Origin of the sequence: Mesorhizobium erdmanii USDA 3471 (genome assembly GCF_000472705.1) — a bacterium.
Taxonomy (GTDB): Bacteria; Pseudomonadota; Alphaproteobacteria; order Rhizobiales; family Rhizobiaceae; genus Mesorhizobium; species Mesorhizobium erdmanii.
In genome coordinates this window covers 50,596-74,129 of sequence record NZ_AXAE01000030.1, presented here as the reverse complement: position 1 = coordinate 74,129, position 23,534 = coordinate 50,596, and the positions used below count along the sequence as shown (strand labels likewise).

Genomic DNA, 23,534 nt, shown 5'->3' with positions numbered 1-23,534 from the left:
ATTTACGAATGTGTACCACTCATGAAATCTAGGTAAATTCCCGCGACATGGTTCGTTAACCACGCCGGTTGGGGTCACTCGGCAAGCTGCGGCAGGTTCCTGAACAGCTCCAGCGCCTCCGGATTGGCCAGCGCTTCCTTATTCTTGATGGCGCGGCCATGCACCACGTCGCGCACGGCAAGTTCGGTGATCTTGCCCGATTTGGTGCGGGGAATATCCGGCACGGCGACGATCCTGGCCGGCACGTGACGCGGGCTGGCGCCGGTGCGAATTTTTGCCCGGATGCGCTTTTCCAGGTCCTCGTCCAGCTTCACCCCGGCCGTCAGCCGCACGAACAGCACGACGCGCACGTCATTGTCGAAATCCTGGCCGATGCATAACGCCTCGAGGATCTCAGGCATCTGTTCGACCTGGTTGTAGATCTCCGCCGTGCCTATGCGCACGCCGCCCGGGTTGAGCGTGGCATCGGAGCGGCCATGGATGATCATGCCGCCATGCTCGGTCCATTCGGCGAAATCGCCATGGCACCAGACATTGTCGAAACGCTCGAAATAGGCCGCCTGGTATTTCTTGCCGTCGGGGTCGTTCCAGAAACCGATCGGCATGGACGGAAAGGCCCTGGTGCAGACCAGTTCGCCCTTCTCCCGCCTGACCGACTTGCCGTCGTCATCCCAGACATCGACGGCCAGCCCCAGGCCAGGCCCCTGGATCTCGCCGGTCCAGACCGGCAAGGTCGGCACGCCGAGCACGAAGCAGGAGACGATGTCGGTGCCGCCGGAAACCGAGGCAAGGTGCACGTCCTTCTTGATGCCGTCGTAGACGAAGCGGAAATCCTCCGGCGACAGCGGCGAACCGGTGGAGGAAATCGCCCGCACGGTCGACAGATCATGGCTGCGGATCGGCTTGAGACCAGCCTTGCGCACGGAATCGATGAATTTGGCCGAGGTGCCGAAGAAGGTCATCTTCTCGGCATCGGCGAAGTCGAACAGCACATTGCCGTCGGGGTAGAAGGGCGAGCCGTCATAGAGCAGCAGGGTTGCCCCCGAAGCCAGGCCCGATACCAGCCAGTTCCACATCATCCAGCCGCAGGTGGTAAAATAGAAGAAGCGATCGCCGTCCATGAGGCCGGCGTGCAGCCGGTGTTCCTTGACATGCTGGATCAGCGTGCAGCCGGCCGAATGGACGATGCATTTGGGAATGCCGGTGGTTCCCGATGAGAACAGGATGTAGAGCGGATGCGAGAACGGCAGCCGCTCGAAGCTGACGGGTTTTACGGCGAAGGGCGATAGCGCCTCTTCCATCGCCACCGCCTTGTCGATGGTTGCTGCCACGTCGGCCGAGGTGCCGAGATAATCGACAAGCAGCACCTTGCCGACACTGCCGAGCTTGGCGGCGACCGCCGCCACCTTGTCGGCGACCTCGATCGCCTTGCCATTGTACCAATAGCCGTCGGGCGCGATGAAGAGGACGGGTTCGATCTGGCCGAAGCGGTCGAGCACACCCTGTTCGCCGAAATCGGGAGAGCAGGACGACCACACCGCGCCGATCGAGGCCGCGGCCAGCATGGCGGCGATGGTTTCGGGCATGTTGGGCATCATCGCGGCAATGCGGTCGCCCTTCTTCACCTTGAGCGACAGGAAAAGCTGCTGCAGGCGCGAGACCAGACCCTGCAACTGGTTCCAGGACAGCCGCCGCTCTACCTTGTCCTCGCCGCGAAAGACGATCGCGTCGGCGGCGCCGGTCTTCTTCAACAGGTTCTCGGCGAAATTCAGCGACGCGTCGGGGAAAAAGGCAGCGCCGGGCATCTTGTCGCCGTCGGCCAGCAGGCGCTCGTCGCCCTTGTCGCCGACGATGCCGCAGAAATCCCAGACCAGACTCCAGAACGCCTCGCGGTCCTCGACCGACCAGCGGTGAAGATCGGCATAGGAGGCAAAGGAAGTGCCGGCTTTCGTCGCGGCTGCTCTCGTGAAAGCAGTCAATGGCGAAGCGTCAATCTGCTCTTGCGTCGGGGTCCAGAGCGGTACTTCGGCAGCCATGATCGATCCTCCCACGGTCGTCATCGCTTATGCATATCGCAGCGCAGCAGAGCAAGATTTTGTTGGGTGCAAGCGGCCAGGTGTGCGCAAATGCCATCGCCGGGCCATAAAGACTTGAAATGCCTCAGTCCTAAGTCGTAGTGACGACTGGGGTCACACATTTCGGGCGATTAATCGGAACGGAAGCATATAGGGCGAGATGCCATCATCCTTGATCCGCCGCGGAGTATGGACGATCGGCGCTGCCGTGATCGTGATCGCTCTGGTGGTCGCCGCACTGCCGCTGATCGCCTCGACACGCATCGTGCGCGACCGTATCGCCTGGGAAATGAGCGCCTGGAGCGGCTTCCGTGTCGCCATCGAAGGTTCGCCGCGCATCGAGGTCTGGCCGAATTTCCGGGCGATCCTGACCGATGTGACGCTGTCCAAGTGGACCGATACCGACGCGCCGCCGGTGGTCGAAGCCGAGCGGGTGGAAATCGACCTCTCGGCCATGGCAGCCTTGCAGGGCGATGTGGCGTTTTCCACGGCACGGCTGGTGCGGCCAACAATCCGGGTCCAGCGCACGACAGATGGCCTGTTCCTGCCCACCGCGCCGACGGGCGGGCGCATCGCGCGCTCCATCGACACGGCGCGCGGCGTGGTCAGTGCCGATCCCGCCAAGCCCGACCTCGCCAAATTACCCAAAGACGCCTTCGGCACCGTTGAGTTCAGGGACGGCCGCATGGTCGCTTCCGTCGACGGCAAGGACGTGGAGATCCTGAGCGGCCTGAACGGCCAGGCGACCTGGGCGGCGATGAACAGCAACGCGACGCTGTCGGCAACCGGGATCTGGCGTGGCGAAAGCGTCGCCCTCGACGCAGCCTCGCCGAAGCCACTGGTGCTGTTTGCCGGCGGCATGGCGCCGCTCACTTTGGCCTTCAAGGCCGCGCCCGCCACCTTTTCCTTCGACGGCACCGCCAGCATGGCCGAGAATGCCTATTTCGACGGCCAGGTGAAGTTCGCGGCCCCTTCGCTGCGCCGCGTGCTGGAATGGACGCAGGCCGGCATCGCGCCGAGCGCGGCTATCGGCTCCGTCTCGATCTCGAGCAAGGTCACGGCGTCGGCCGGGCGCATCAAGTTCGAGAACACCGCGCTGGCCCTGGACAACAATCCGGGCATGGGCGCGCTCGACCTGTCGCTTGGCGACGCCCAGCCGGTGATCTCGGGCACTCTCGCCTTCGACACGCTCGACCTCAGGTCGTTCCTGTCCGCCTTCACGCCACTGGAGCCGGCGAGCGGGGCTCAGTCAGGGAATGTGGAGGCGAATTTCGCCGACCGGGTCAATCTCGATCTCAGGCTGTCGGCGGCGCATGCCACGGCCGGCACGATCCAGCTTGCCGATGTCGCCGCCACCGCCCAGGTCAAGGACGGTCTTTCCGTCTTCGATATCTCCGACGCCTCCGCCTTTGGCGGCAACATCCAGACCAGCCTTCGTTTCGACCGTAAGCCCGAGGGTACCCAGGTCGAGATCCGGCTGCTTGCGTCCGATGTCGATGGCGGTGCGTTCGGCACGGCTGCCGGCATGACGCGGCTAGTGCCGGTCGGCACGGGTACCGTTTCAGTCATCCTCAAGGGACCAGGCAGGACCTGGGATTCGATCTTTGAAAACGCCGACGGGTCGGTCTCGGCGACCTTCGGCCCGGGTGCGCTCAGCAAGTTCAACTTGCCGGCCTTTCTCAAGCATACCGAACAAGGCGGCTTCTTCGCGCTCGACGACGTCTCGGACGGGACACTGCCGATCGATGGCGCCGAAGTGAAGGCGACCATTTCGCGCGGCGTGGCGAGGCTGGACAAGGCCGAAGCCAATTCAGCGAAATACAAGATCTGGCTTTCCGGCATCGCCTCCTATGCGGGGCGCGGGCTGGCGCTGTCGGGCGGCGTCATCCAGCCGGACCAGGCGGCGTCGCAGAAGACCGGCCAGCAAGGACCCAACCAGTCGTCCTTCTTCGTTGGCGGAACCTGGAGCACGCCGTTCATTTCCCCGATAAGCCGCGGCGTTTCAGGCGAATAGTCCGGCCCTGCCCGGCTCTCAGCCACGCTGCGCCGCCTGTTCGTCTAGCTGGCGCTGCACTTCACGCCGCTTGTTGGCGATCGAAGCGATGATGACGCCGACGGCGACGACGGCGATCAGAAGAGTGCAGGCGGCGTTGATCTCCGGCGTCACCCCGAGGCGAACCTGGCTGTAGATCTTCATCGGCAGCGTTGTGGCGCCCGGCCCGGAGGTGAAGCTGGCAATGACCAGATCGTCGAGCGACAGCGTAAAGGCCAGCATCCAGCCGGACACGATCGCAGGCAGGATGACCGGCAGCGTGATCTGGAAGAAGGTTTTCGCCGGCGTCGCGCCAAGATCCATGGCCGCCTCTTCCAGCGACCGGTCGAAGGAAACCAGGCGCGACTGCACGACGACCGCCACGAAGCACATTGTGAGCGTGATGTGGGCGAGCGTCACCGTGAAGAAGCCGCGGTCGAGACCGATAGCCACGAAGAGCAGCAGCAGCGACAGGCCGGTGATGACTTCCGGCATGACCAGCGGCGCGAAAACCATGCCTGAAAACAGGATGCGGCCCCTGAACCGTGTGTAGCGCGTCAGGGTGAGCGCGGCCAGCGTGCCGAGCACGGTCGCCACGGTCGCCGAAATGACGCCGACGCGCGCCGTGACCCAGGTGGCGTCCATCAGGCCCTGATTGTGGAACAGCGACACATACCATTTGGTCGAGAAGCCGCCCCAGACGGTGACGAGCTTGGATTCGTTGAAGGAGAAAACGATGAGCAGCACGATCGGCAGGTAGAGAAAGGCAAAGCCAAGCACGATCGAGGTGACGTTGAAACGGCTCCAGGTGGTGTTCATTTGCCCTGCTCCTGTGCCTTGGCCTGCGCCTGCTGGAAGAGCATGATCGGCACGGTGAGCAACAACAGCAGGATGACGGCCACGGCCGAAGACACCGGCCAGTCACGGTTGGCGAAGAACTCGTTCCACAGCGTCTTGCCGATCATCAGCGTGGACGAGCCGCCGAGCAGGTCGGGGATGACGAACTCGCCGACGGCCGGGATGAACACCAGCAGGCAACCGGCAATGACGCCCGGCAGCGACAGCGGGAAGGTGATCTTCCAGAAGGCTGATGTCGGCGGGCAGCCGAGGTCCTTGGCCGCTTCGATCAGCGAGTAATCCATTTTCTCCAGCGAGGAATAGAGCGGTAGCACCATGAACGGCAAATAGGAATAAACGATGCCGATGAAGATCGCCGTGTATGTATTGAGGATGACCAGCGGCTGGTTGATGATGTGCAGCGACAACAGCAGTTGGTTGAGCAGGCCCTCGGGCTTCAGGATACCGATCCAGGCATAGACGCGGATCAGGAACGAGGTCCAGAACGGCAGGATCACCAGCATCAGCAAGGTCGGGCGGATGGTGGCCGGCGCGCGCGCCATTCCATAGGCGATGGGGTAGCCGACCAGCAGCGTCAGCACGGTCGAAATGGCGGCGATCACCACGCTGGTGATGTAGGCCTTGAAATAGAGCGCATCCTGGGTCAGCCAGACATAGTTGTCGAAGTTGAGGTTACGGAAGCCGGCGAAGAAACCGGAAATGCCATCCCTGAAGTCGAGCACCGGCGTATAGGGCGGCATGGCGATCGCCGTTTGCGACAGCGAAATCTTGAAGACGATGACGAAGGGGATGAGGAAGAAGAATAGCAGCCACACATAAGGAACGATGATGACGAGCCGGTTGACGAAGCCGGCCCCCAGCCGCGTCAGCAACGGCTTGGCGGCGGTCGATGGCGCGATGGCGTCGGTGATTGCGATGTTGGACATGGCAGCCCCCTACCGTGTCAACACGACGCCGGCGTCGGGCCGGAAGGATACCCAGGCGCGGTCGTTCCAGGTCAACGGATCCTCGGTCACGCGCGCCGCGTTCAAGGCGCTTGCCCGCACGATCTGCCCGTCATCCAATTTGATGTGGTAGACCGTCATGTCGCCGAGATAGGCGACATCGTAGACTTCGCCCTCCAGCGCGTTAACGGCATCGGCCGGCTTCTTCGACGAAACCTTTATCTTTTCCGGCCGTATCGCGAAGATGATGTCGGCGCCCTTGCTGGTATCGGAGGCATTGTCGACGACGATCTGCGCCCCGGTCGCCCCGGTGATGCGCGTCGTGTTGGCCGACCGCTCGGCGACCTTGCCCTCGAACATGTTCACGTTGCCGACGAAATGGGCGACGAAACGCGAGGCCGGGGCTTCATAGACTTCCGCCGGCGTCGCGACCTGCATGACCTCGCCCTTGTCCATTATGGCGATGCGATCGGCCATGGTCATCGCCTCTTCCTGATCGTGGGTGACGACGACGAAGGTGAGGCCGAGCTCCTGCTGCAGATCCATCAGTTCGAACTGGGTTTCCTCGCGCAGCTTCTTGTCGAGCGCGCCGAGCGGCTCGTCGAGCAGCAACACCTTCGGCCGCTTGGCGACAGAGCGGGCAAGCGCGACGCGCTGGCGCTGGCCGCCGGAGAGCTGGTGCGGCTTGCGCTTAGCGAACTGCTCGAGCTTGACCAGCTTGAGCATCTCGGCGACGCGCTTTTCGATTTCGGGCTTGGCCATGCCTTCCTGCTTGAGGCCGAAGGCGATGTTGTTCTCTACCGTCATATGCGGGAACAGGGCATAGGACTGGAACATCATGTTGACCGGCCGGCGGTAGGGCGGGATGCCGCGCAGATCCTGACCGTCGAGCAGGATGCGGCCGGCCGACGGCTCCTCGAAGCCGGCAAGCATCCGCAACAGCGTCGACTTTCCGCAACCCGAGGCGCCGAGCAGGGCGAAGAATTCGCGCTCGAAGATGGTCAGCGACAGATTGTTGACGGCGGTGAAATCACCAAACTTCTTGGTGACGTTGTCGAACTGGATGTATGGCTTGGCGTTCGGGTCGTTCCATGGCGCGAAATCCCTGCGGATGCTGCCAAGCGATTTCATAATCCCCACTCCGTGCTTATTTTTTTCCCCGAAAGAAATCGACCCCGGCAATTGGCTGCCGGGGTCGTGTCCAATTTGCCTACTGGCCGGTGACGATCTTGGTCCAGGTGCGCGTTATGACGCGTTGGGTCTTGGGATCGTACGGAGAGACCGTGTAGAGCTTCTGCAGGGTCGCGTCGTCGGGATAGACAGCCGGGTCGTTCAACAGCGCCTTGTCGACGAACTGCTGCGACGCCTTGTTGCCATTGGCATAGAGCACCGCATTCGACGATTTGGCGATCACTTCCGGCGTCATCATGTAGTTGAGAAATTCATGCGCCTCGGCGACGTGCGGCGCATCGGCCGGGATCGCCATCTGGTCGAACCACATCTGGGCGCCTTCCTTCGGCACCGAATAGCCGATCTCGACCCCCTGCTTGGCATCATTGGCGCGGTTGCGCGCCTGGAAGACGTCACCGGACCAGCCGACGGCCAGGCAGATGTCGCCATTGGCGAGCGCATTGATGTATTCGGACGAGTGGAACTTCCTGATAAAGGGGCGGACCTTCATCAAGGCTTCCTCGGCCTTGGCGATGTCGTCGGTCGAGGTGCTGTTCGGATCGAGTCCGACATATTTCAGCGCCGCCGGAATGATGTCGGCCGGCGAATCCAGCACGTAGACACCACAGTCCTTCAACTTGGCGAGGCTCTCGGGATTGAAGAACACGTCCCAGCTGTCGATCTTGTCGGTGCCGAGTGCGGCCTTAACTTTCTTTATGTTGTAGCCGATGCCGACCGTGCCCCACATGTAGTTGATCGAATATTCATTACCCGGGTCGTATTTGGCGGTTCTTTCCGTAACCGTGTCCCACATGTTGGAAAGGTTCGGCAGTTTCGACTTGTCGAGCTTCTGGAACACGCCGGCCTGTATCTGGCGGGCAAGGAAATTGCCGCTCGGCACGACGACGTCATAGCCGCTGCCGCCGGCAAGCAGTTTGGTTTCCAGGATCTCGTTGGAATCGAACGTGTCGTAGACGACCTTGATACCGGTCTTCTTGGTGAAGTCGTCGATGATCGTCGGGTCGATGTAATCGGACCAGTTGAAGACATTGACGACGCGGTCCGCGGCGTGCCCGGCAGGCGTGAACAATGTCAGAAATACCGAGGTCGCCGAAAGCCAGAGCGCTTTGCGGATCATGTTATTCTCCTTTGGTGAGTGTTCCATCGCCGGCTCGTCGCGATAGACGCGCGGCCGGGCTTTTGCTTCAGACTATTGAGCTTTCCACGGGACAACAAGCGCCGGTTGTCGCAACGACCGCGACCGCGCAGTTGTCTCCGGCTGGGAGGAATCACGGTGCCGTCAGAAGCTTTCGCCGCCGTGCGGACGGAAATACAGAAATATGGAGCGGTCTCGATCGGGCCGCCGGGGAGACTTGGCAAGATACGCCTGTCTTGTTGTTGCCGTGTACCCAGCCTGCCCGGGCGGCAGCGATGTTGTCAATGGCAAAGCTTCGCCGGCCTGCATCAATTCGGCGACGGCACCCCGGTGACCCCTGCCCGCTGCGGCCGTGCCTGGCGTTTGAACTCGAGACCGATGTGGACGAGCAGTGCCGTGACCACCACCATGCCGCCGATGATGGTCCGTCCGGACGGCACTTCGGAATGGATGAGCCAGACCCATATCGGCCCAAGGATCGGCTCGAACGTGCCAAGCAGTGCCGCGATGGCCGCCGGGATCAGCCGCGCGCCGGTGGCGAAGAAGGCAAGGCCGATGCCGAGATTGACCACGCCGAAGGCAAAGAGAAAGCCCATGTCGCCGGCGGAGACCGTAAAGGCCGACGCCTGCGAGGCGGCAAAGCCCGCGGCCAGGATCGTGCCCAGACAGGTCGCCGGCGTCATGCGTACGCTGGCGAACCGCCTTGTGATGACCGTGGCGATCGAGAACATCAAGGCGATCAGCAGCGCCAACCCGTCGCCTATGGGCGAGACGGCGCCATCGAGCGATTCCGACACCATGATGGCGACGCCGACGATAACCGCGGCGATCGCCACCCAGGTCGCCGCCCCCACCCGCTCGCGAAACAACGCCCAGGCAAGCAGCGCCGCCAGAAGCGGCACGCCGGCCTGCATCAACAGGATGTTGGCGACGGTGGTGTAGGCAAGTGCGACAACGAAGGCCGTCGAGGCGATGGCGAAGCAGGACCCCACGGCAAGGCCAGGCAGGCCCATGTCGCGAAACGATCTCAGCATGCCACGCCACCCATCACGCCAGGCCATGAAAGAGAGCAGGAAGGCGGCGGCCCAGACGGAGCGCCAGAAGATAACCGTCCAGCTGTCGCCGACGGTGATGAAGCGGGCGATGGTGCCGCCGAAACTCCACATCAGCGCTGAAAGGAAGACCAGAAGCATGCCGACGCGTTCCTCGCGCGGCGAGGCGTTCGTTTTAACAAGGCCTGGTGATGATGCTGCGTCAGTCATGGGCGCGAGTGTCGAGCTTTTGTGGACGGGACGATGCGCAAGGGACGACAAAAAACTGCTCCGTTCGCGTAGCGCAAAGACTTGAGGTACGGGTGATCCAGACACCGGCGGCTATTGTGGCACCTTTGCTGCCGCGTTACTGGAAGTCGAAGGCGCTGAGACCGGTCACCATCTCGTCGAGGCCGAGCGGGCGCGTCACCGGCGGTTCGGCGCGCGCCAGGCAGCCGACGCGCTCGCAAAGCCGGCAGGCCGGTCCGACCGGCGTCGCCGTCGGGGCGCCAGGTCCAGCCTTGCCGCCGACCGCGGCGCCGGGCAGCGCCGCGCCATAGACGATGTCGTCACGAAAGCCGATGTCGCACCCGAGCAGCAGCGCGGTGCGGCGCGGACGCTCCGAGAATGCGCCTTGCGGCCCCTCCAGCGTGCGGGCGATGCACAGGAACTCGGCGCCATCGGGCATTTCCACCGCTTCGACGAAAATCTGGCCGGGCTGGGAGAAGGCGGCATGCACGGGCAGCTTGGGGCAGCCGCCGCCAAAGCGGCTGTGTGGAAAGCCCTGGCTGCCGGCCCTGCGGAAACGGTTGCCCGCATTGTCGACCTCCAGCATGAAGAAAGGCACGCCGGGCGCGCCCTGCCGCTGCAGCATGGTCAGCCGGTTCGCCGCCTGCTCGAAGGAGACGCCGAAGCGCGAGCGCAGGACATCGATGTCGTAGCGCGCTCGAACGGCCGCCGCATGGAAGGGCTGGTAAGGCATCATCAGCGCGTGCGCCGCATAGCGGCCGAGTTCGAAGCGCGCGAGCCGGCGGGCTTCGTCCGTGCTCAGCCTCAGCGCCTGGATCTCGCCGGCGACCGCGACCGTCATGCGGATCAGGCATGCCTCCATCGCCACTTCGCGCAACTGGTCGAACGGCGACAGCCGCTCGGACAGGAACAGGCGCTGCGAGTGGCGATCGTAGCGGCGACGCCAGTTCGGCATGGTGGCGACCGGCAGCACCTTGACCACGATGCCGTATTCGCGCTTCAGCCAGGCCTTCAGCGCACCGAACAAATCGTCGCCGGGATCAAGCACCGACGTGAACGCCTCGGCCTCCTCCTCCAGCGCGGCAAAATGGTTCGGCCTTCGCTCGAAGGTCTCGTGCACCTCGTCGATCGGCAAGCGGGCACCTGACACCGCCGTCGCCCGCCCCTCGCGCGCCAGAAGCTCGTTGAGGTCGGACAGGCGCTCGGCCTGTTCGCGATAGGCGCGGAACAGTTTTATCACCGCGGCCGACGCATTGGGCGCCGCCTCGGCGAGCTCGATCAGTTCCTGGTCTCCCGGCAATTCGCCGACCAGCAGCGGATCCGTGAACACCTCCTTCAAGGCCGCGACCGACCCCCTTGCCTCGCCTTGCAGCTCATGCGGGTCAACCTTGTAGACGGACGCCAGTTTCAGGATCAGCTGCACCGTCAGCGGCCGCTGGTTGCGCTCGATCAGGTTGAGATAGGACGGCGAGATACCGAGTCCCTCGGCCATCGCCGTCTGGGTCAGGCCCTTGGCGTTGCGGATGCGGCGGATGCGCGGCCCGGCGAAGATTTTCTGATCGGCCATCGACTGCCCTTTACAGGAATTTACGGGACATCCGCGGCGATCTCGCCGCGTCACTCTTTTACAATAATGACAACTTTACAGCAGCCCCGCGTCAAAGACAACACAGATTTTCCCTTATATCTTGGCGCTTTTTCGCATTTCTCTGGCTCATTTCGCGCCGCAATGTAAATTCAGTCATATTCCAACGAGCCAATGATTGGCCGCCGGACACAGCGCAGCAATTCTTCGGAGTGAACCCATGACCGATTTTTACAATCTTGTTCCCTCGGCGCCTGAAGGTCGCTTCGACGGTATCGAACGTCCCTATTCGCCGCAGGATGTGAAGCGGTTGCGCGGTTCGGTGCAGATCCGCCAGAGTCTGGCCGAGATGGGCGCCAACCGGCTGTGGAAGCTGATCCACGAGGAGGATTTCGTCAACGCGCTCGGCGCCATGTCCGGCAACCAAGCGATGCAGCAGGTGCGCGCCGGGCTGAAGGCGATCTACCTGTCGGGCTGGCAGGTCGCCGCCGACGCCAACACCGCATCCGCCATGTATCCCGACCAGTCGCTGTATCCGGCCAATGCCGCGCCAGAGCTGGTCAAGCGCATCAACCACACGCTGCAGCGGGCCGACCAGATCGAGACCTCCGAGGGCAACGGACTTTCGGTCGAGACCTGGTTCGCGCCTATCGTCGCCGATGCGGAAGCCGGCTTCGGCGGACCGCTCAATGCCTTCGAGATCATGAAGGCGTTCATCGAAGCGGGCGCCGCCGGCGTCCACTACGAGGACCAACTGGCATCGGAGAAGAAGTGCGGTCATCTCGGCGGCAAGGTGCTGATCCCGACCGCCGCGCACATCCGCAACCTCAATGCCGCGCGCCTGGCGGCGGACGTGATGGGCACGCCGACTCTGGTCGTGGCACGCACCGACGCGGAAGCCGCGAAGCTTCTGACATCCGACATCGACGAGCGCGACCAGCCCTTCGTCGACTATGATGCCGGGCGCACGGTGGAAGGCTTCTACCAGGTCAGGAACGGCATAGAGCCCTGCATCGCGCGGGCCATTGCCTACGCGCCCCACGCCGACCTGATCTGGTGCGAGACCTCGAAGCCCGACCTGGCGCAGGCCAAGAAGTTCGCCGAAGGCGTGCGCAAGCACCATCCGGGAAAGCTGCTCGCCTATAATTGCTCGCCCTCGTTCAACTGGAAGAAGAATCTCGACGACGCGACGATCGCCAAGTTCCAGAGGGAACTGGGCGCCATGGGTTACAAGTTCCAGTTCATCACGCTCGCCGGCTTCCACCAGCTCAACTACGGCATGTTCGAACTGGCGCGGGGCTACAAGGCACGGCAGATGGCGGCCTATTCCGAGCTGCAGGAGGCAGAGTTCGCCGCGGAGGCCAATGGCTACACCGCGACCAAGCACCAGCGCGAGGTCGGCACCGGCTATTTCGACGCCGTGTCGATGGCGATCACCGGCGGCAAGTCGTCGACCACCGCCATGCATGAATCGACCGAGCACGCACAGTTCAAGCCGGCCGCCGAATAGCGGACCGGAAAAAACCGAGGAAACGCCCAACAGGGCTTCAGACACAGGAGAAGACCAATGGCATCGATAAGCCGAGTCAAGGAACGTGCGGAAGAACAATCGACCACGATGAGCGTCGATCAGCAGGCGACCATCCGCATGCTCGCCAACGACCTGCACAGGTTGAACCAGTCGGTGATGAAAGCAGTCGAGGCGGGCGTCTCGGTGGAACTGGTGCGCTCGGCTCGGCACCATGGCGGTGATGGAAATTGGGGCGATCTACTGATCCCGGTGATCGTCACGCAACAGAGCCATGGCTGACCGGGAACGGGTACAACCGCCCCTTCACCTGGGCAGCCTCTGCGCAGGTGAATTTTCTTTTTACGAAAACGAGCCATGGACAGGGCAGTACAGTACTGTTGCTTGACTCGACTGTTAGAGGATGTGTTTTCGAAGGCCTTTTATTTCAGCTTGACATGGGGTGCGATCTCACGCCAATAGTCCGCCAGATTCAACTCTGCATTGAAATAGGGGCGTGCTTCTTGACCTACTTGGGTGCCCAATGAGTAGCAAGGGCGAGACCGCAAAACACGCGAATCCGGTGACCCAGGGGTCAAGCGCCGAGACGACCCGCGGTGCCTCGCAAGTGCTTGTGGTCGGGAAATCACCAATCAATCGCGTGGTGGTGTCGAAGATCGTCGAGCAATCCGGGCTCAGGCCAATCGCGGAATCGCCCGATATGGCGGTGAAGACCTTGCGAATGCTGGTGCCGGGCGTGATTGTGCTGGACGGCGGCGCCGACAACAAGGATTGCGACACTCTGATGTCTGGCATCGAAACTCTGCGGCGGGCTTCGGGCAAATCGCTCCCTTCCGTCATCCTGCTTTCGACCAAGACTGGCACGCCGGAGAGCCTCGGCCTGTCGAGCGTGATCGACGTCGTCGTCGCCAAGCCGATCACGCCCGAGCGGCTACAACCGGTGATCGATCGCCTGATCAGCCGCTAGCGGTTCTTCCGTCCCGCAATTACTCGGAATGGAAAGCTGAAAGCTTCGACCAAGCTCAATTCTTGAGGCTTTCGACCAAGGCGGGCAATTGCCCGAGATCGGATATCTGGCGGAATCGCGGCTCGGCGACCGGCGCCTCGACATGCTCGAGCACCCAGGTCAGTTCGTGCGGCACATGGACACCCCAGCCACCGGCCTCGATGGCCGGAACCACATCCGACTTCAGCGAATTGCCGACCATCATGCTCTTTGCAGGACCGTCGCCGTGGCGACTGAAAAGGCGCGCATAGGTCGCGGCATTCTTGTCGCTGACGATCTCGACCGCATCGAACAGGTCGCCAAGGCCAGAGCCAGCCAACTTGCGCTCCTGGTCGAAGAGGTCGCCCTTGGTGATCAGCACAAGGCGATATGCGCCGGCCAGCGTCTCCACTGTCTCACGCACATTTGGCAAGACCTCGATCGGGTGGCTCAGCATCTCGCGCCCAGCCTCAAGGATCTCCGCTATGACCGAAGCCGGAACCCGACCGTCGGTGACCTCGATCGCCGTTTCGATCATCGACAGGGTAAATCCCTTGATGCCGAAGCCATAGACGGCAAGGTTACGCCGCTCGGCCTCCAGCAATCGCGCCGAAATCTGGTTCTCCTCGCCATGGTCGACAAGCATGGCGGCGAAGCGCTTCTCGGTTAAGCGGAAGAACTGTTCGTTCTGCCAAAGTGTGTCGTCGGCGTCGAAGCCAATGGTCGTCAGTCCGTTGTTGTTTCGCATCGATGCCTTCCGGATTGGGAGCCGCCTGAACCTAAGCCGACCGGCACGATTTTCAACCGGAACGAGGAATGCCGGCGGCGGCTCCTCTTCCCTTCCACAGTGGGGGACGGCTATACTCGGCAATCCGCAACCCAATCTGGTGAATGATGCCGCCTGCAAAAAAGGAAGTCCGTCCGTCGAGCCGCGGAGGACGGGCGCGCACGCCTGCCTTCGTCAAAAACCTGCGCGGCGTGAAGAACTGGAAGGAAGTCAGCGATTGGCTGGAATGGCGCGGCATCGAGGATATAGAATGCATTACGCCTGACCAAGCTGGCGTAGCGCGCGGTAAGATGATGCCGTCGAAGAAATTCACCTCCAACACCTCGCTGGCGCTGCCTTCGGCCGTCTTCATGACGACGATTTCCGGCGGCTATCCCGAGGACGGCAATGGCTTCCACTATCCCGAAGACGATGGCGATCTCAAGCTGATGCCGGACCTGTCGACGTTGACGGTGGTGCCGTGGGAGGAGGACCCGACGGCCGCCGTCATCTGCGACCTCGTCCACCAAGACGGCCGTTCGGTCGAATTCACGCCGCGCAATGTGTTGAAGCGTGTCATCGCCGCCTATGACAAGCTGGGGCTGAAGCCGGTGGTGGCGCCCGAGATCGAGTTCTATCTGGTGCGCAAGAATCCGGATCCGGACTATCCGCTCACCCCGCCTGTGGGCCGCTCGGGCCGCGCGATCGGTGGCGGCGCCGGCTATTCGATCGCCGGCGTCAACGAATTCGATGAACTGATCGACGACATCTACCATTTCTCCGAAAGCCAGGGCCTGGAGATCGACACGCTCATCCATGAAGAGGGCGCCGGCCAACTCGAGATCAATCTTCGCCACGGCGACCCGGTCGAACTCGCCGACCAGGTGTTCATGTTCAAGCGCACCATCCGCGAGGCGGCGCTGAAGCACGAAATCTACGCGACCTTCATGGCCAAGCCGATCCAGGGCCAGCCGGGTTCGGCCATGCATATCCACCAGTCGATCATCGACAAGAAGACCGGCAGGAACATATTTTCGGCCGAGGACGGCTCTGAAACCGAGGAGTTCTTCCATTTTATCGGCGGCATGCAGAAGCACGTGCCGAACGCGCTGGTGATGTTCGCGCCTTATGTCAATTCCTACCGCCGGCTGACACAGGCGGCCTCAGCTCCGGTCAACAACAAATGGGGCTACGACAACCGCACCACGGCGTTCCGCGTGCCGCGTTCGGATCCTGCGGCGCGGCGTGTTGAAAATCGCATCCCGTCCTCCGACGCCAATCCCTATCTGGCGCTGGCGGCTTCGCTTGCCTGCGGGCTGATCGGCATGACGAGGAAGATCAAGGCCGAGCCGCCGGTGCTGACCACCGCCAATGCGCACGAGATCGACCTGCCACGCAGCCTGCTCGAAGCCGTCGACCTGTTCGAGGGCGACGAGGAACTCTGCGCGCTGCTGGGTAAGTCCTTCGCCGCCACCTATGCCGCGATCAAGCGGGCGGAATTCGAGACCTTCATGGAAGTGATCAGTCCGTGGGAGCGGGAGTACCTCCTGCTCAACGTCTGAGCGGCGACTTCGTCGCGTGAGTGGTGAATAGTGAATGGTAAATAGCTTCATACTGGATGGATGAGCGCAGGCGACGCGCTTCTCGCGGCCATTCACCGTCCACACTATTCACCATTCATTGGCGTTCCCATGCCCTATCAATCCCCCATTTCGCCCGGCCGCTCCTGGTATGAGGATACGGCCGGATCACGGCCTGAGTATCCCGCGCTCGACGGGGATCGACAATGCGACGTTGTCATCGTAGGCGGTGGGTTCACCGGCCTGTCCGCTGCGGTTCACTTGGCCAAGGCAGGGACCAACGTCGTTCTGATCGAGGCCCACCGTTTCGGCGACGGCGCGTCGGGGCGTAACGGCGGGCAGCTCGGCACCGGCCAACGCGCCTGGGCCGAGGACATGGAAGCCGAATACGGTCTGTCCCGCGCCAGGGCGCTGTTCGATCTCGCCGAGGAGGCGAAGGCGCATCTCCTCGAATTCGCGGCGATCAACCAGATCGATATCGACTACATGCCGGGCCAGCTCTCGGTGGCGCACAAGCCGCGCTATGTCGACGACTACAAGGCGCACGCGGAGATCATGGCCAGCCGGTTCTCCTATCCGCACATTTCCTTCATGGATGCCAAGGAGACGGCGGAGCGGCTGGGTTCGACCGCCTATTTCGGCGGCACGCGCGACACCGGCACCGGCCATCTCCATCCGATGAAACTGGTGATCGGCACGGCACGGGTGGCGTCACAGGCCGGGGCGCAACTGTTCGAGGCAACGCCGTCGACTGGCATCGTCTCCACCGGCGGCAAGGTCAGGGTTTCCACACCGAAAGGGACGATATCGGCGCAGAAATGCCTGGTCGCGGTCAACGCCTATGGCGGAACGCTCGAGCCGGTAAGCGCCGCGCACATCATGCCGATCGGGTCTTTTATCGGTGCTACCGTGCCCTTGGGGGTGGATTCGAAAGTGCTGCCCGGCGGCGAGGCGGTCGACGATTCCCGCTTCGTGGTGCGCTATTTCCGCAAGTCGAGGGATGGCCGGCTGCTGTTCGGCGGACGCGAAGTCTACGGCGTCGACGACCCCAAGGACATCCACATCCATATTCGCCGTCAGATCGCGGAGCTCTATCCGACATTGAGGGATGTCGAGATCACGCATGGCTGGGGCGGCTATGTCGGCATCACGGTGCCGCGCAAACCGTTCGTGCGCGAAGTGATGCCGAATGTGATCTCGGCGGGCGGCTATTCCGGCCATGGCGTCATGCTGTCGAACTACTTCGGCAAGCTCTTTGCCGAAACGATTGCCGGCAATCGCGACCGGCTTAAGCTGATCGAGGACCTGAAAATTCCGCCATTCCCCGGCGGCCGCCGTTTCCGCGCGCCGCTGCTTTTCCTGGCGCTCAACTGGTTCGCGTTGCGCGACAGGATTTAGGCGACAGCGGACCGCACGGCCCCACGCCATCACGAGCTGATGTAATATTGTAATATTGATTGTAACATTTGTTGCCCCAGCGGCACATTGCGGAAATGCCGGCAAAGGCGCAGAATCCCTTATAATGGCGTACTGATGCCACAATCGCGGGCGAAAGGTTCCCGCTTCTGGGCGACTATTCGGGGATTGCTGCGGGCTTGCCCGCGTTGATTTTGGGACCGATGCCGATCAGACGCCGGACTTCCGGCACCGATCGAAAGAACATTGGCCCGCTTATGGAGGTGGCGAGATTGAGAGAGCCCTTCAGTTTCGGTGCTCCGGAACGTCGGCGCTTTGCCATGCAGTTTGGATATGACATGCGGCCGTCCTTCTGGCAGGAAGTCCGTTCGAACTCGCACCTGGTGATTGCCGCGGTCGGCACCGCCGCGCTGCTTGGCGTGGCCGGGGTTGCGCTCTGGCTGGCCTTGCCGGCGAGCGAGCGGCAAGCAGCCGCCAGCCAGGAACAGAGCATTCCGGCCATTCCCGTAAAGACGACGAAGGTCGTGCCTGCCGGTACCACGGTGGCCGCGGCGACGGTGCCGCGGGCAGCGCGCAAGTCCGATCAGGTTTCTCCAACCGTGACGGCAGCGGGAAGCAACATACAAGCGCTTGCGGCCAATGATCCGCGCTGGACCGGAGCACAGCCGAAGACCGCCCCAGCGGCGTCTGATCAGGCGGCTGCTCCCGGCAAGGTGGCCAACCAGGCCGACGCGGCGCCGGACAAACCGGCTACCGCCGCGTCATTCGCACAAGCGGCGACCGGAACCGATGCCACCGCCGAGCTTGCCAAGGTTGCCGCGCCGACACCGGCGGCAGGCAGCAGTCCCGATGGCGCACAGACCGCCGCGATCCCCGAAGTGCAGCCGCAAACACCCGAACAGCAACCGGCGGCGACCCATGACGATGGCAGCAAGGCCAAGCCGCGCAAGGTGGCGGCGGCCGGCAACGGGCGCATCCTGAGAGCGGTGACCATGCGCAGCGGCCCGAAAAAGAACGCAGCAGCCATCGGCACCGTGCCTGCAAGAACCTCGGTGCAGGTGATGAACTGCAAGCAATGGTGCCAGATCGTCTACAACGGCAAGACCGGCTGGGTCTACAAGAGCTATATCAAGCCGGGCGCGTAATGTGACGGCGCGTTTGGACCAGCTTAAAGTCTTTGTTTTGATGCATGTCGTTGTCCCAGAACCGCTGCATACTTCTGGGCGACATGCATTAGAACGGTTCAGCGCTTGATGGAACCGCCGAACCGCTCTAAAGCGCGTCGCGTCGAAACGGATTCATGCGACGCGCTTTAGGTCCTTGTTTTTATGCATGTCGTTCTCCCAGAACCGAGGTCACTTCTGGGCGACATGCATTAACTCTTTGTTTTTTACGCAATTCTGGACGGAAAACCGTTACACACTTTTCCTGGGATTGCTGTAGATGCCGGCCCCGGCCTTATGACGACCTGCCTCCGAACATGCCGCGGAACTGGCGCCACATTCTGGTGCGCCTGCGGAGCATGACGTGGGCGCGATGCTGCTCGTAGGGCAATTCATACATGCCACAGGTTTGGCAGCCCTCCGCCTTGCCGCAGACAGGGATCCAGCATTTGACGTCATGCGTCCAGGCGAGCGCGATGCGCTCCAGGTGAAGGTTGGATGAGCTTTTGACGAGGATCAGTTCGCCGGGCACCGCCGTCCGTTTGATATGGTCGGAGACTTCCTTCACCGTCCGAAGCTCGACAAACTGGCCGCTGTCGCGATCGCTCTGACTGGCACGTGAGCGATGTGCGTTGTCTCCGGTATAGATCACCTGATCGGCGATTTCCCGCGCGGTTTGGTAGGCGTGAGCGTATTTCCTGGACGAGCCGGTGTAGTCTGAAATCTGGCCAATGACGATGCGCTTGCGGATGGCAGTGGCCTTGGCCATCATGTCCAGGGCGAGATTAATCGAGTGCCAGGGCGCCTTGGCGACATCGAGGATGAATTGTGGACCGCCTTCGGTGATCAGCATGGCACAGCGGTTCACGACCGGCTGGAAAGTTGCCACCTGGGCCACAACCTTGTCCGAAGGAACACCGAGTTCGAGCGCCGTAGCGACGGCGGCAACGGTCGGTAGCCAGAAATATTCGGCGGGAAAAGACGTCTCGATTTGCAGCAGCCCTCCTCGCCAATGGATCGAAAAGGTCAGCCGGTCCGGATAGGCGGCGTGGATGTCGGTCACACGATAGTCGGCCGTCTGTGCCGCGCCGAAGGTGACGACGCGGCATCCGGCGCCGGCAGCCATGTCAGCGACATAGGGATCGTCGGCATTAAGGACTGCAAGGCCGCCCGGGCGCAACGCCGCGACCAATGCACGCTTTTCGGCGGCGACGTTTTCCAGTGTCCTGAAACTGGCAACGTGCTCCAGACGAACCATGGTGACGACGGCCACATGCGGCTGCAGCATTTCCGCCATTGGCCGGATCGAGTCGACGCCGTACGCCCCGGTTTCCATCACGACATAGTCGGCCCGTTCCACTTGCTTCATGCGCCTGTACAGCGCGCTGACGACTGAATGGAGGGTGTTGGCCAGAACCTGCGTGTAGACTGGTCGATGAGCAGCCAATATGTGCCCAAGCAGTGCAGTGACGGTCGATTTTCCCGAGCTGCCGGTGACGCCGATGAAAGTCGCCTTGCTTTTCGCGCGGGCGCGCTTCGCCCTGTAGACACTGACGCGCCACCGCAGATCTTTGAAACCTTTGCGTAATTTCGACTTCATCGCGCCAACGATCCCGTCCCCCGAAACAACTTCAGGCCCCGTAACTTCAAGTCAAGTCGATGCCCGACGCACGGTCAAGTCGGCGATTGCGCCCGATAATTCGCCTCAGATGCAGCGCCCGCCATCGACTTCCAGCGCCACGCCGGTGATGAAGGCGGCTTCATCCGATGCCAGCCAGAGCGCGGCATTGGCGATATCGAGCGGGGTCGACAGCCGCCCGAGCGGGATCGAGGCGCGGAATGCCTCGCGGATCTCGGGCGTGTCGGCGCCCATGAATTTCTCCAGCATGCCGGTCTCTCCGGCCACCGGGCACAGGCAGTTGACGCGGATGTTCTTCGGCGCAAGCTCTACCGCCATCGATTTGGTGGCGGTGATCGCCCAGCCTTTCGAGGCATTGTACCAGGTAAGGCCGGGTCGCGGCCTAAGCCCGGCAGTCGAGGCCGTGGTCAGGATAACGCCACCGCCTTGCCGCTCCATGATCGGCACCACGGCAAGCGCGGCATGATAGATGGCCTTCATGTTGACGGCGGTGATCAGATCGAACGTCTCCTCGTCGACCTTGAGCATGTCGCCGTTGCGATGGGTGTAGCCGGCATTGTTGACCATGATGTCGATACGGCCGAATGCGCTTTTTGCGGCATAGACCATCTCGTCGAATTCGGAGCGCAGCGAAACATCCGTCTGGGTCCAGATCGCCGCCTCGCCGATCTCGCCGGCGACGCGCTCCGCCCCCTTGGCGTTGAGATCGGCGACAACTATCCTTGCTCCCTCTTGCGCGAAGCGCTTGGCCATGCCTTCGCCAAAGCCCGACGCCGCGCCGGTGATAATGGCGACCTTGTTTTCCAGACGCATGCTGTTCCCGCTCATCGATATCTTCCCGCAACCAAGAGGTCGGCTGACCGCCGTGACCCAGTCGCGACAGACAGCGCCATTTCTCCCTTAGCTTTCGTCACATTCACGTTCTATGCTGCAACTGCGAAAGCTTCCGGAGTCTCCGTTCATCGACAAGCCTCCGGCTGGCGCCAGTGTCAAGCGCACAGGTGGGCCCAATCAATATCCAGCGATTGGTCCTCGATGTGACACCATGGCACTGGAAAATTTAAATCGATTAGAATATATCAGCCGCGTACTCGCGACCGGCGTCAGAGCGGATAGACCATGACCAGCCAGATCATCCCCGTCGATCCTTTCGACTTCATCATTTTCGGCGGCACCGGCGACCTGTCGGAACGCAAGCTTCTGCCGTCGCTGTACCATCGCCAGCGCGACCACCAATTCTCCGAGCCGACGCGCATCATCGGTACGTCGCGCTCGAAGATGAGTGACGAGGAATTCCAGGCCTTCGCCAAACAGGCGATTTCCGACCACGTCAAGCCGGCCGACATCGACGCCAAGGAACTGAAGACCTTCCTGGCGCGGCTTTCCTATATCTCGGCCGACGCGACAACCGGTGCCGGCTTCGACAAGCTGAAAAAGGCGATCGGCGAGAGTGAAAGCATCCGCGCCTTCTATCTGGCCGTCGCGCCGGCGCTGTTCGGTGATATCTCGCACAAGCTCAAAGAGCACAATCTGATCACGCCGAACTCGCGTATCGTGCTGGAGAAGCCGATAGGCCGCGACCTTGCCTCGGCGCAGGCGCTCAACGACCTGGTCGGCGACGACTTCCATGAAAGCCAGATTTTCCGCATCGACCACTATCTCGGCAAGGAGACGGTGCAGAACCTGATGGCGCTGCGCTTTGCCAATGCACTTTACGAGCCGCTGTGGAATTCCGCCCATATCGACCACGTGCAGATCACGGTCGCCGAGACCGTCGGCCTGGAAGACCGTGTCACCTATTACGACAAGGCCGGCGCACTGCGCGACATGGTGCAGAACCACATGCTGCAATTGCTCTGCCTGGTCGCCATGGAGGCGCCGTCGTCGATGGACGCCGACGCGGTGCGCGACGAGAAGCTGAAGGTGCTCAGGGCCCTGAAGCGCATCAACGGCAACGAGGCGCCGAAGCACACGGTGCGCGGCCAGTATCGCGCCGGCGCGTCCGCCGGCGGCCCGGTGAAGGGCTATGTCGAGGAGCTCGGCAAGGACAGCAACACCGAGACCTTCGTCGCCATCAAGGCCGAGATCGGCACCTGGCGGTGGGCGGGCGTGCCGTTCTATCTCAGGACCGGCAAGCGGCTTGCGACCCGGGTTTCGGAAATCGTCATCGAGTTCAAGCCGATCCCGCATTCGATCTTCGGTGACAGCGCCGGGCCGATCTTCGCCAACCAGCTGGTCATCCGGCTACAGCCCGACGAAGGCGTCAAGCAGTTCATCATGATCAAGGATCCGGGCCCGGGCGGCATGCGGCTGCGCCAGATCTCGCTCGACATGAGCTTCGCGCAATCCTTCGACGGCCGCGCCCCCGACGCTTATGAACGGCTGATCATGGATGTAATCCGCGGCAACCAGACGCTGTTCATGCGCCGCGACGAAGTTGAGGCGGCCTGGAAATGGATCGACCCGATCCAGAATGCCTGGGAAGGCGCCAAGCAGGAAGCGCAGGGATATACGGCAGGCACATGGGGCCCGTCGGCCTCGATAGCGCTGATCGAACGTGACGGGCGGACATGGCACGAGAGCAATTGAACAGCGCCAGCTACAACTGGAACGCTTTCCCAGACCGTCCGCAACTGGCCGCGGCGCTGGCCGGCCGCGTCGCCGACCACCTGACCAGGGCTGTCGCCGAACGCGGAATGGCCGTGCTGGCCGTCTCCGGCGGCACGACACCGGCAAAGTTCTTCGCCACCCTCTCAACGCTGCCGATCGCCTGGGACAAGGTGATCGTGACGCTGGTCGACGAGCGTTTCGTTCCGGCCTCCTCGCCGCGCTCCAATGCCGGGCTGGTGGCTGCCAATCTGTTGCAGAACGCCGCCAAGGCGGCGCGCTTCGTGCCCCTCTACCATGAGGCATCCGGCATCGAGGACGCGGCGGCATCCGACGACGCGGCACTGCGGTCCCTGCCCTGGCCGCTCGATGTCGTTGTGCTCGGCATGGGGCCGGACGGCCACACCGCCTCCTTCTTTCCCGATGCCGACGATCTGGCAAAGCTGCTCGATCCGGCGTCGGACAGGATCATCCTGCCGGTTCATGCGGCCAGCGCGGGCGAACCACGGCTGACCTTGACGCTGGCGCGGATCATCGAGGCCGGCTTCATCGCACTACACATAGAGGGTGAGGACAAGCGCACCGCCTTCGACGGCGCGGTCGCGCCCGGGCCGCGAAAGCCGATCCGCGCCGTGCTCGACGCCGCGCCCAGGCCCGTAGAGGTTTTCTGGGCGCCCTGATTTTTCGTTTAGTGGTCCCGGCAACGGCGGGAGGATGTTTCCGGGACCTCGCCTGAAAGGACCGACCGCC

At 62.5% G+C, this 23,534-nt stretch carries 19 protein-coding genes; 9 read left to right on the top strand and 10 right to left on the bottom strand.

The features are described from left to right. Positions 1-74: 74 nt before the first annotated feature. On the bottom strand, positions 75-2,036 hold the full coding sequence (locus A3AU_RS0123425) for an acetoacetate--CoA ligase (RefSeq protein ID WP_027055052.1): 1,962 nt from the start codon (positions 2,034-2,036) through the stop codon (positions 75-77). Positions 2,037-2,235: 199 nt separating this feature from the next. Between A3AU_RS0123425 and A3AU_RS0123420 the strand changes: the two genes are divergently transcribed. Next, complete coding sequence (locus tag A3AU_RS0123420; protein WP_027055051.1) at positions 2,236-4,089, top strand: AsmA family protein; 1,854 nt, start codon at positions 2,236-2,238, stop codon at positions 4,087-4,089. An 18-nt stretch (positions 4,090-4,107) separates the two neighbouring features. On the opposite strand, the gene A3AU_RS0123415 is transcribed toward A3AU_RS0123420, so the two are convergent. The 6 genes from A3AU_RS0123415 to A3AU_RS0123390 all read right to left on the bottom strand — a co-directional run bounded on the left by A3AU_RS0123415 (position 4,108) and on the right by A3AU_RS0123390 (position 11,082). Next, the gene (locus A3AU_RS0123415) at positions 4,108-4,926 is read right to left on the bottom strand and encodes an ABC transporter permease (protein ID WP_027055050.1); all 819 of its coding nucleotides are present in this window, start codon (positions 4,924-4,926) and stop codon (positions 4,108-4,110) included. Beyond that, positions 4,923-5,891 carry an ABC transporter permease subunit gene (locus tag A3AU_RS0123410; RefSeq protein ID WP_027055049.1) on the bottom strand — a complete coding sequence of 323 codons (969 nt, stop codon included), beginning with the start codon at positions 5,889-5,891 and terminating at the stop codon, positions 4,923-4,925. Before A3AU_RS0123410 ends, A3AU_RS0123415 begins: the two co-directional genes overlap by 4 nt. A gap of 9 nt (positions 5,892-5,900) precedes the next feature. Further along, entirely contained in the window at positions 5,901-7,040 is a 1,140-nt protein-coding gene (locus A3AU_RS0123405; protein WP_027055048.1) for an ABC transporter ATP-binding protein, read from the bottom strand. A gap of 79 nt (positions 7,041-7,119) precedes the next feature. Continuing rightward, the gene (locus A3AU_RS0123400) at positions 7,120-8,217 is read right to left on the bottom strand and encodes a polyamine ABC transporter substrate-binding protein (RefSeq protein WP_027055047.1); all 1,098 of its coding nucleotides are present in this window, start codon (positions 8,215-8,217) and stop codon (positions 7,120-7,122) included. Between the two features lie 326 nt (positions 8,218-8,543). After that, the gene (locus A3AU_RS0123395; RefSeq protein ID WP_027055046.1) at positions 8,544-9,497 is read right to left on the bottom strand and encodes a DMT family transporter; all 954 of its coding nucleotides are present in this window, start codon (positions 9,495-9,497) and stop codon (positions 8,544-8,546) included. 136 nt (positions 9,498-9,633) lie between these two features. After that, the gene (locus A3AU_RS0123390) at positions 9,634-11,082 is read right to left on the bottom strand and encodes a helix-turn-helix domain-containing protein (protein ID WP_027055045.1); all 1,449 of its coding nucleotides are present in this window, start codon (positions 11,080-11,082) and stop codon (positions 9,634-9,636) included. A 238-nt stretch (positions 11,083-11,320) separates the two neighbouring features. On the opposite strand from A3AU_RS0123390, the gene aceA reads away from it, so the two are divergent. From aceA to A3AU_RS0123375, 3 genes are all read left to right on the top strand, one after another. Next, entirely contained in the window at positions 11,321-12,610 is a 1,290-nt protein-coding gene (aceA, locus tag A3AU_RS0123385; protein WP_027055044.1) for an isocitrate lyase, read from the top strand. Between the two features lie 57 nt (positions 12,611-12,667). Further along, on the top strand, positions 12,668-12,910 hold the full coding sequence (locus tag A3AU_RS0123380) for an SMc00767 family acetate metabolism repressor (protein ID WP_006202762.1): 243 nt from the start codon (positions 12,668-12,670) through the stop codon (positions 12,908-12,910). A 241-nt stretch (positions 12,911-13,151) separates the two neighbouring features. After that, positions 13,152-13,595: a response regulator gene (locus A3AU_RS0123375; RefSeq protein WP_027055043.1), complete on the top strand. Its 444-nt coding sequence runs from the start codon at positions 13,152-13,154 to the stop codon at positions 13,593-13,595. Between the two features lie 55 nt (positions 13,596-13,650). Here the strand turns inward: A3AU_RS0123375 and A3AU_RS0123370 are convergent, their stop codons facing one another. After that, a complete protein-coding gene (locus A3AU_RS0123370; protein WP_027055042.1) occupies positions 13,651-14,361 on the bottom strand; it encodes an HAD family hydrolase in 711 nt (236 codons plus the stop codon). 143 nt (positions 14,362-14,504) lie between these two features. Between A3AU_RS0123370 and A3AU_RS0123365 the strand changes: the two genes are divergently transcribed. The 3 genes from A3AU_RS0123365 to A3AU_RS0123350 all read left to right on the top strand — a co-directional run bounded on the left by A3AU_RS0123365 (position 14,505) and on the right by A3AU_RS0123350 (position 18,520). After that, complete coding sequence (locus A3AU_RS0123365; protein ID WP_027055041.1) at positions 14,505-15,941, top strand: glutamine synthetase family protein; 1,437 nt, start codon at positions 14,505-14,507, stop codon at positions 15,939-15,941. Between the two features lie 129 nt (positions 15,942-16,070). After that, the gene (locus tag A3AU_RS0123360) at positions 16,071-17,357 is read left to right on the top strand and encodes an NAD(P)/FAD-dependent oxidoreductase (protein ID WP_027055040.1); all 1,287 of its coding nucleotides are present in this window, start codon (positions 16,071-16,073) and stop codon (positions 17,355-17,357) included. A 290-nt stretch (positions 17,358-17,647) separates the two neighbouring features. Beyond that, positions 17,648-18,520 (top strand): SH3 domain-containing protein, encoded by an 873-nt coding sequence (locus tag A3AU_RS0123350; protein WP_027055039.1) that lies wholly within the window; start codon positions 17,648-17,650, stop codon positions 18,518-18,520. Positions 18,521-18,833: 313 nt separating this feature from the next. Here the strand turns inward: A3AU_RS0123350 and A3AU_RS0123345 are convergent, their stop codons facing one another. Both A3AU_RS0123345 and A3AU_RS0123340 read right to left on the bottom strand, forming a co-directional pair. Next, complete coding sequence (locus A3AU_RS0123345) at positions 18,834-20,138, bottom strand: Mur ligase family protein (RefSeq protein ID WP_027055038.1); 1,305 nt, start codon at positions 20,136-20,138, stop codon at positions 18,834-18,836. Between the two features lie 105 nt (positions 20,139-20,243). After that, positions 20,244-20,990, bottom strand: a complete 747-nt coding sequence (locus A3AU_RS0123340; RefSeq protein ID WP_027055037.1) for an SDR family oxidoreductase — start codon at positions 20,988-20,990, stop codon at positions 20,244-20,246. A 306-nt stretch (positions 20,991-21,296) separates the two neighbouring features. On the opposite strand from A3AU_RS0123340, the gene zwf reads away from it, so the two are divergent. Together zwf and pgl are read left to right on the top strand one after the other, a co-directional pair. Then, the gene (zwf, locus tag A3AU_RS0123335; RefSeq protein WP_027055036.1) at positions 21,297-22,766 is read left to right on the top strand and encodes a glucose-6-phosphate dehydrogenase; all 1,470 of its coding nucleotides are present in this window, start codon (positions 21,297-21,299) and stop codon (positions 22,764-22,766) included. Continuing rightward, the gene (gene pgl / locus A3AU_RS0123330) at positions 22,748-23,464 is read left to right on the top strand and encodes a 6-phosphogluconolactonase (RefSeq protein WP_027055035.1); all 717 of its coding nucleotides are present in this window, start codon (positions 22,748-22,750) and stop codon (positions 23,462-23,464) included. Before zwf ends, pgl begins: the two co-directional genes overlap by 19 nt. The last annotated feature ends 70 nt before the right edge of the window (positions 23,465-23,534 follow it).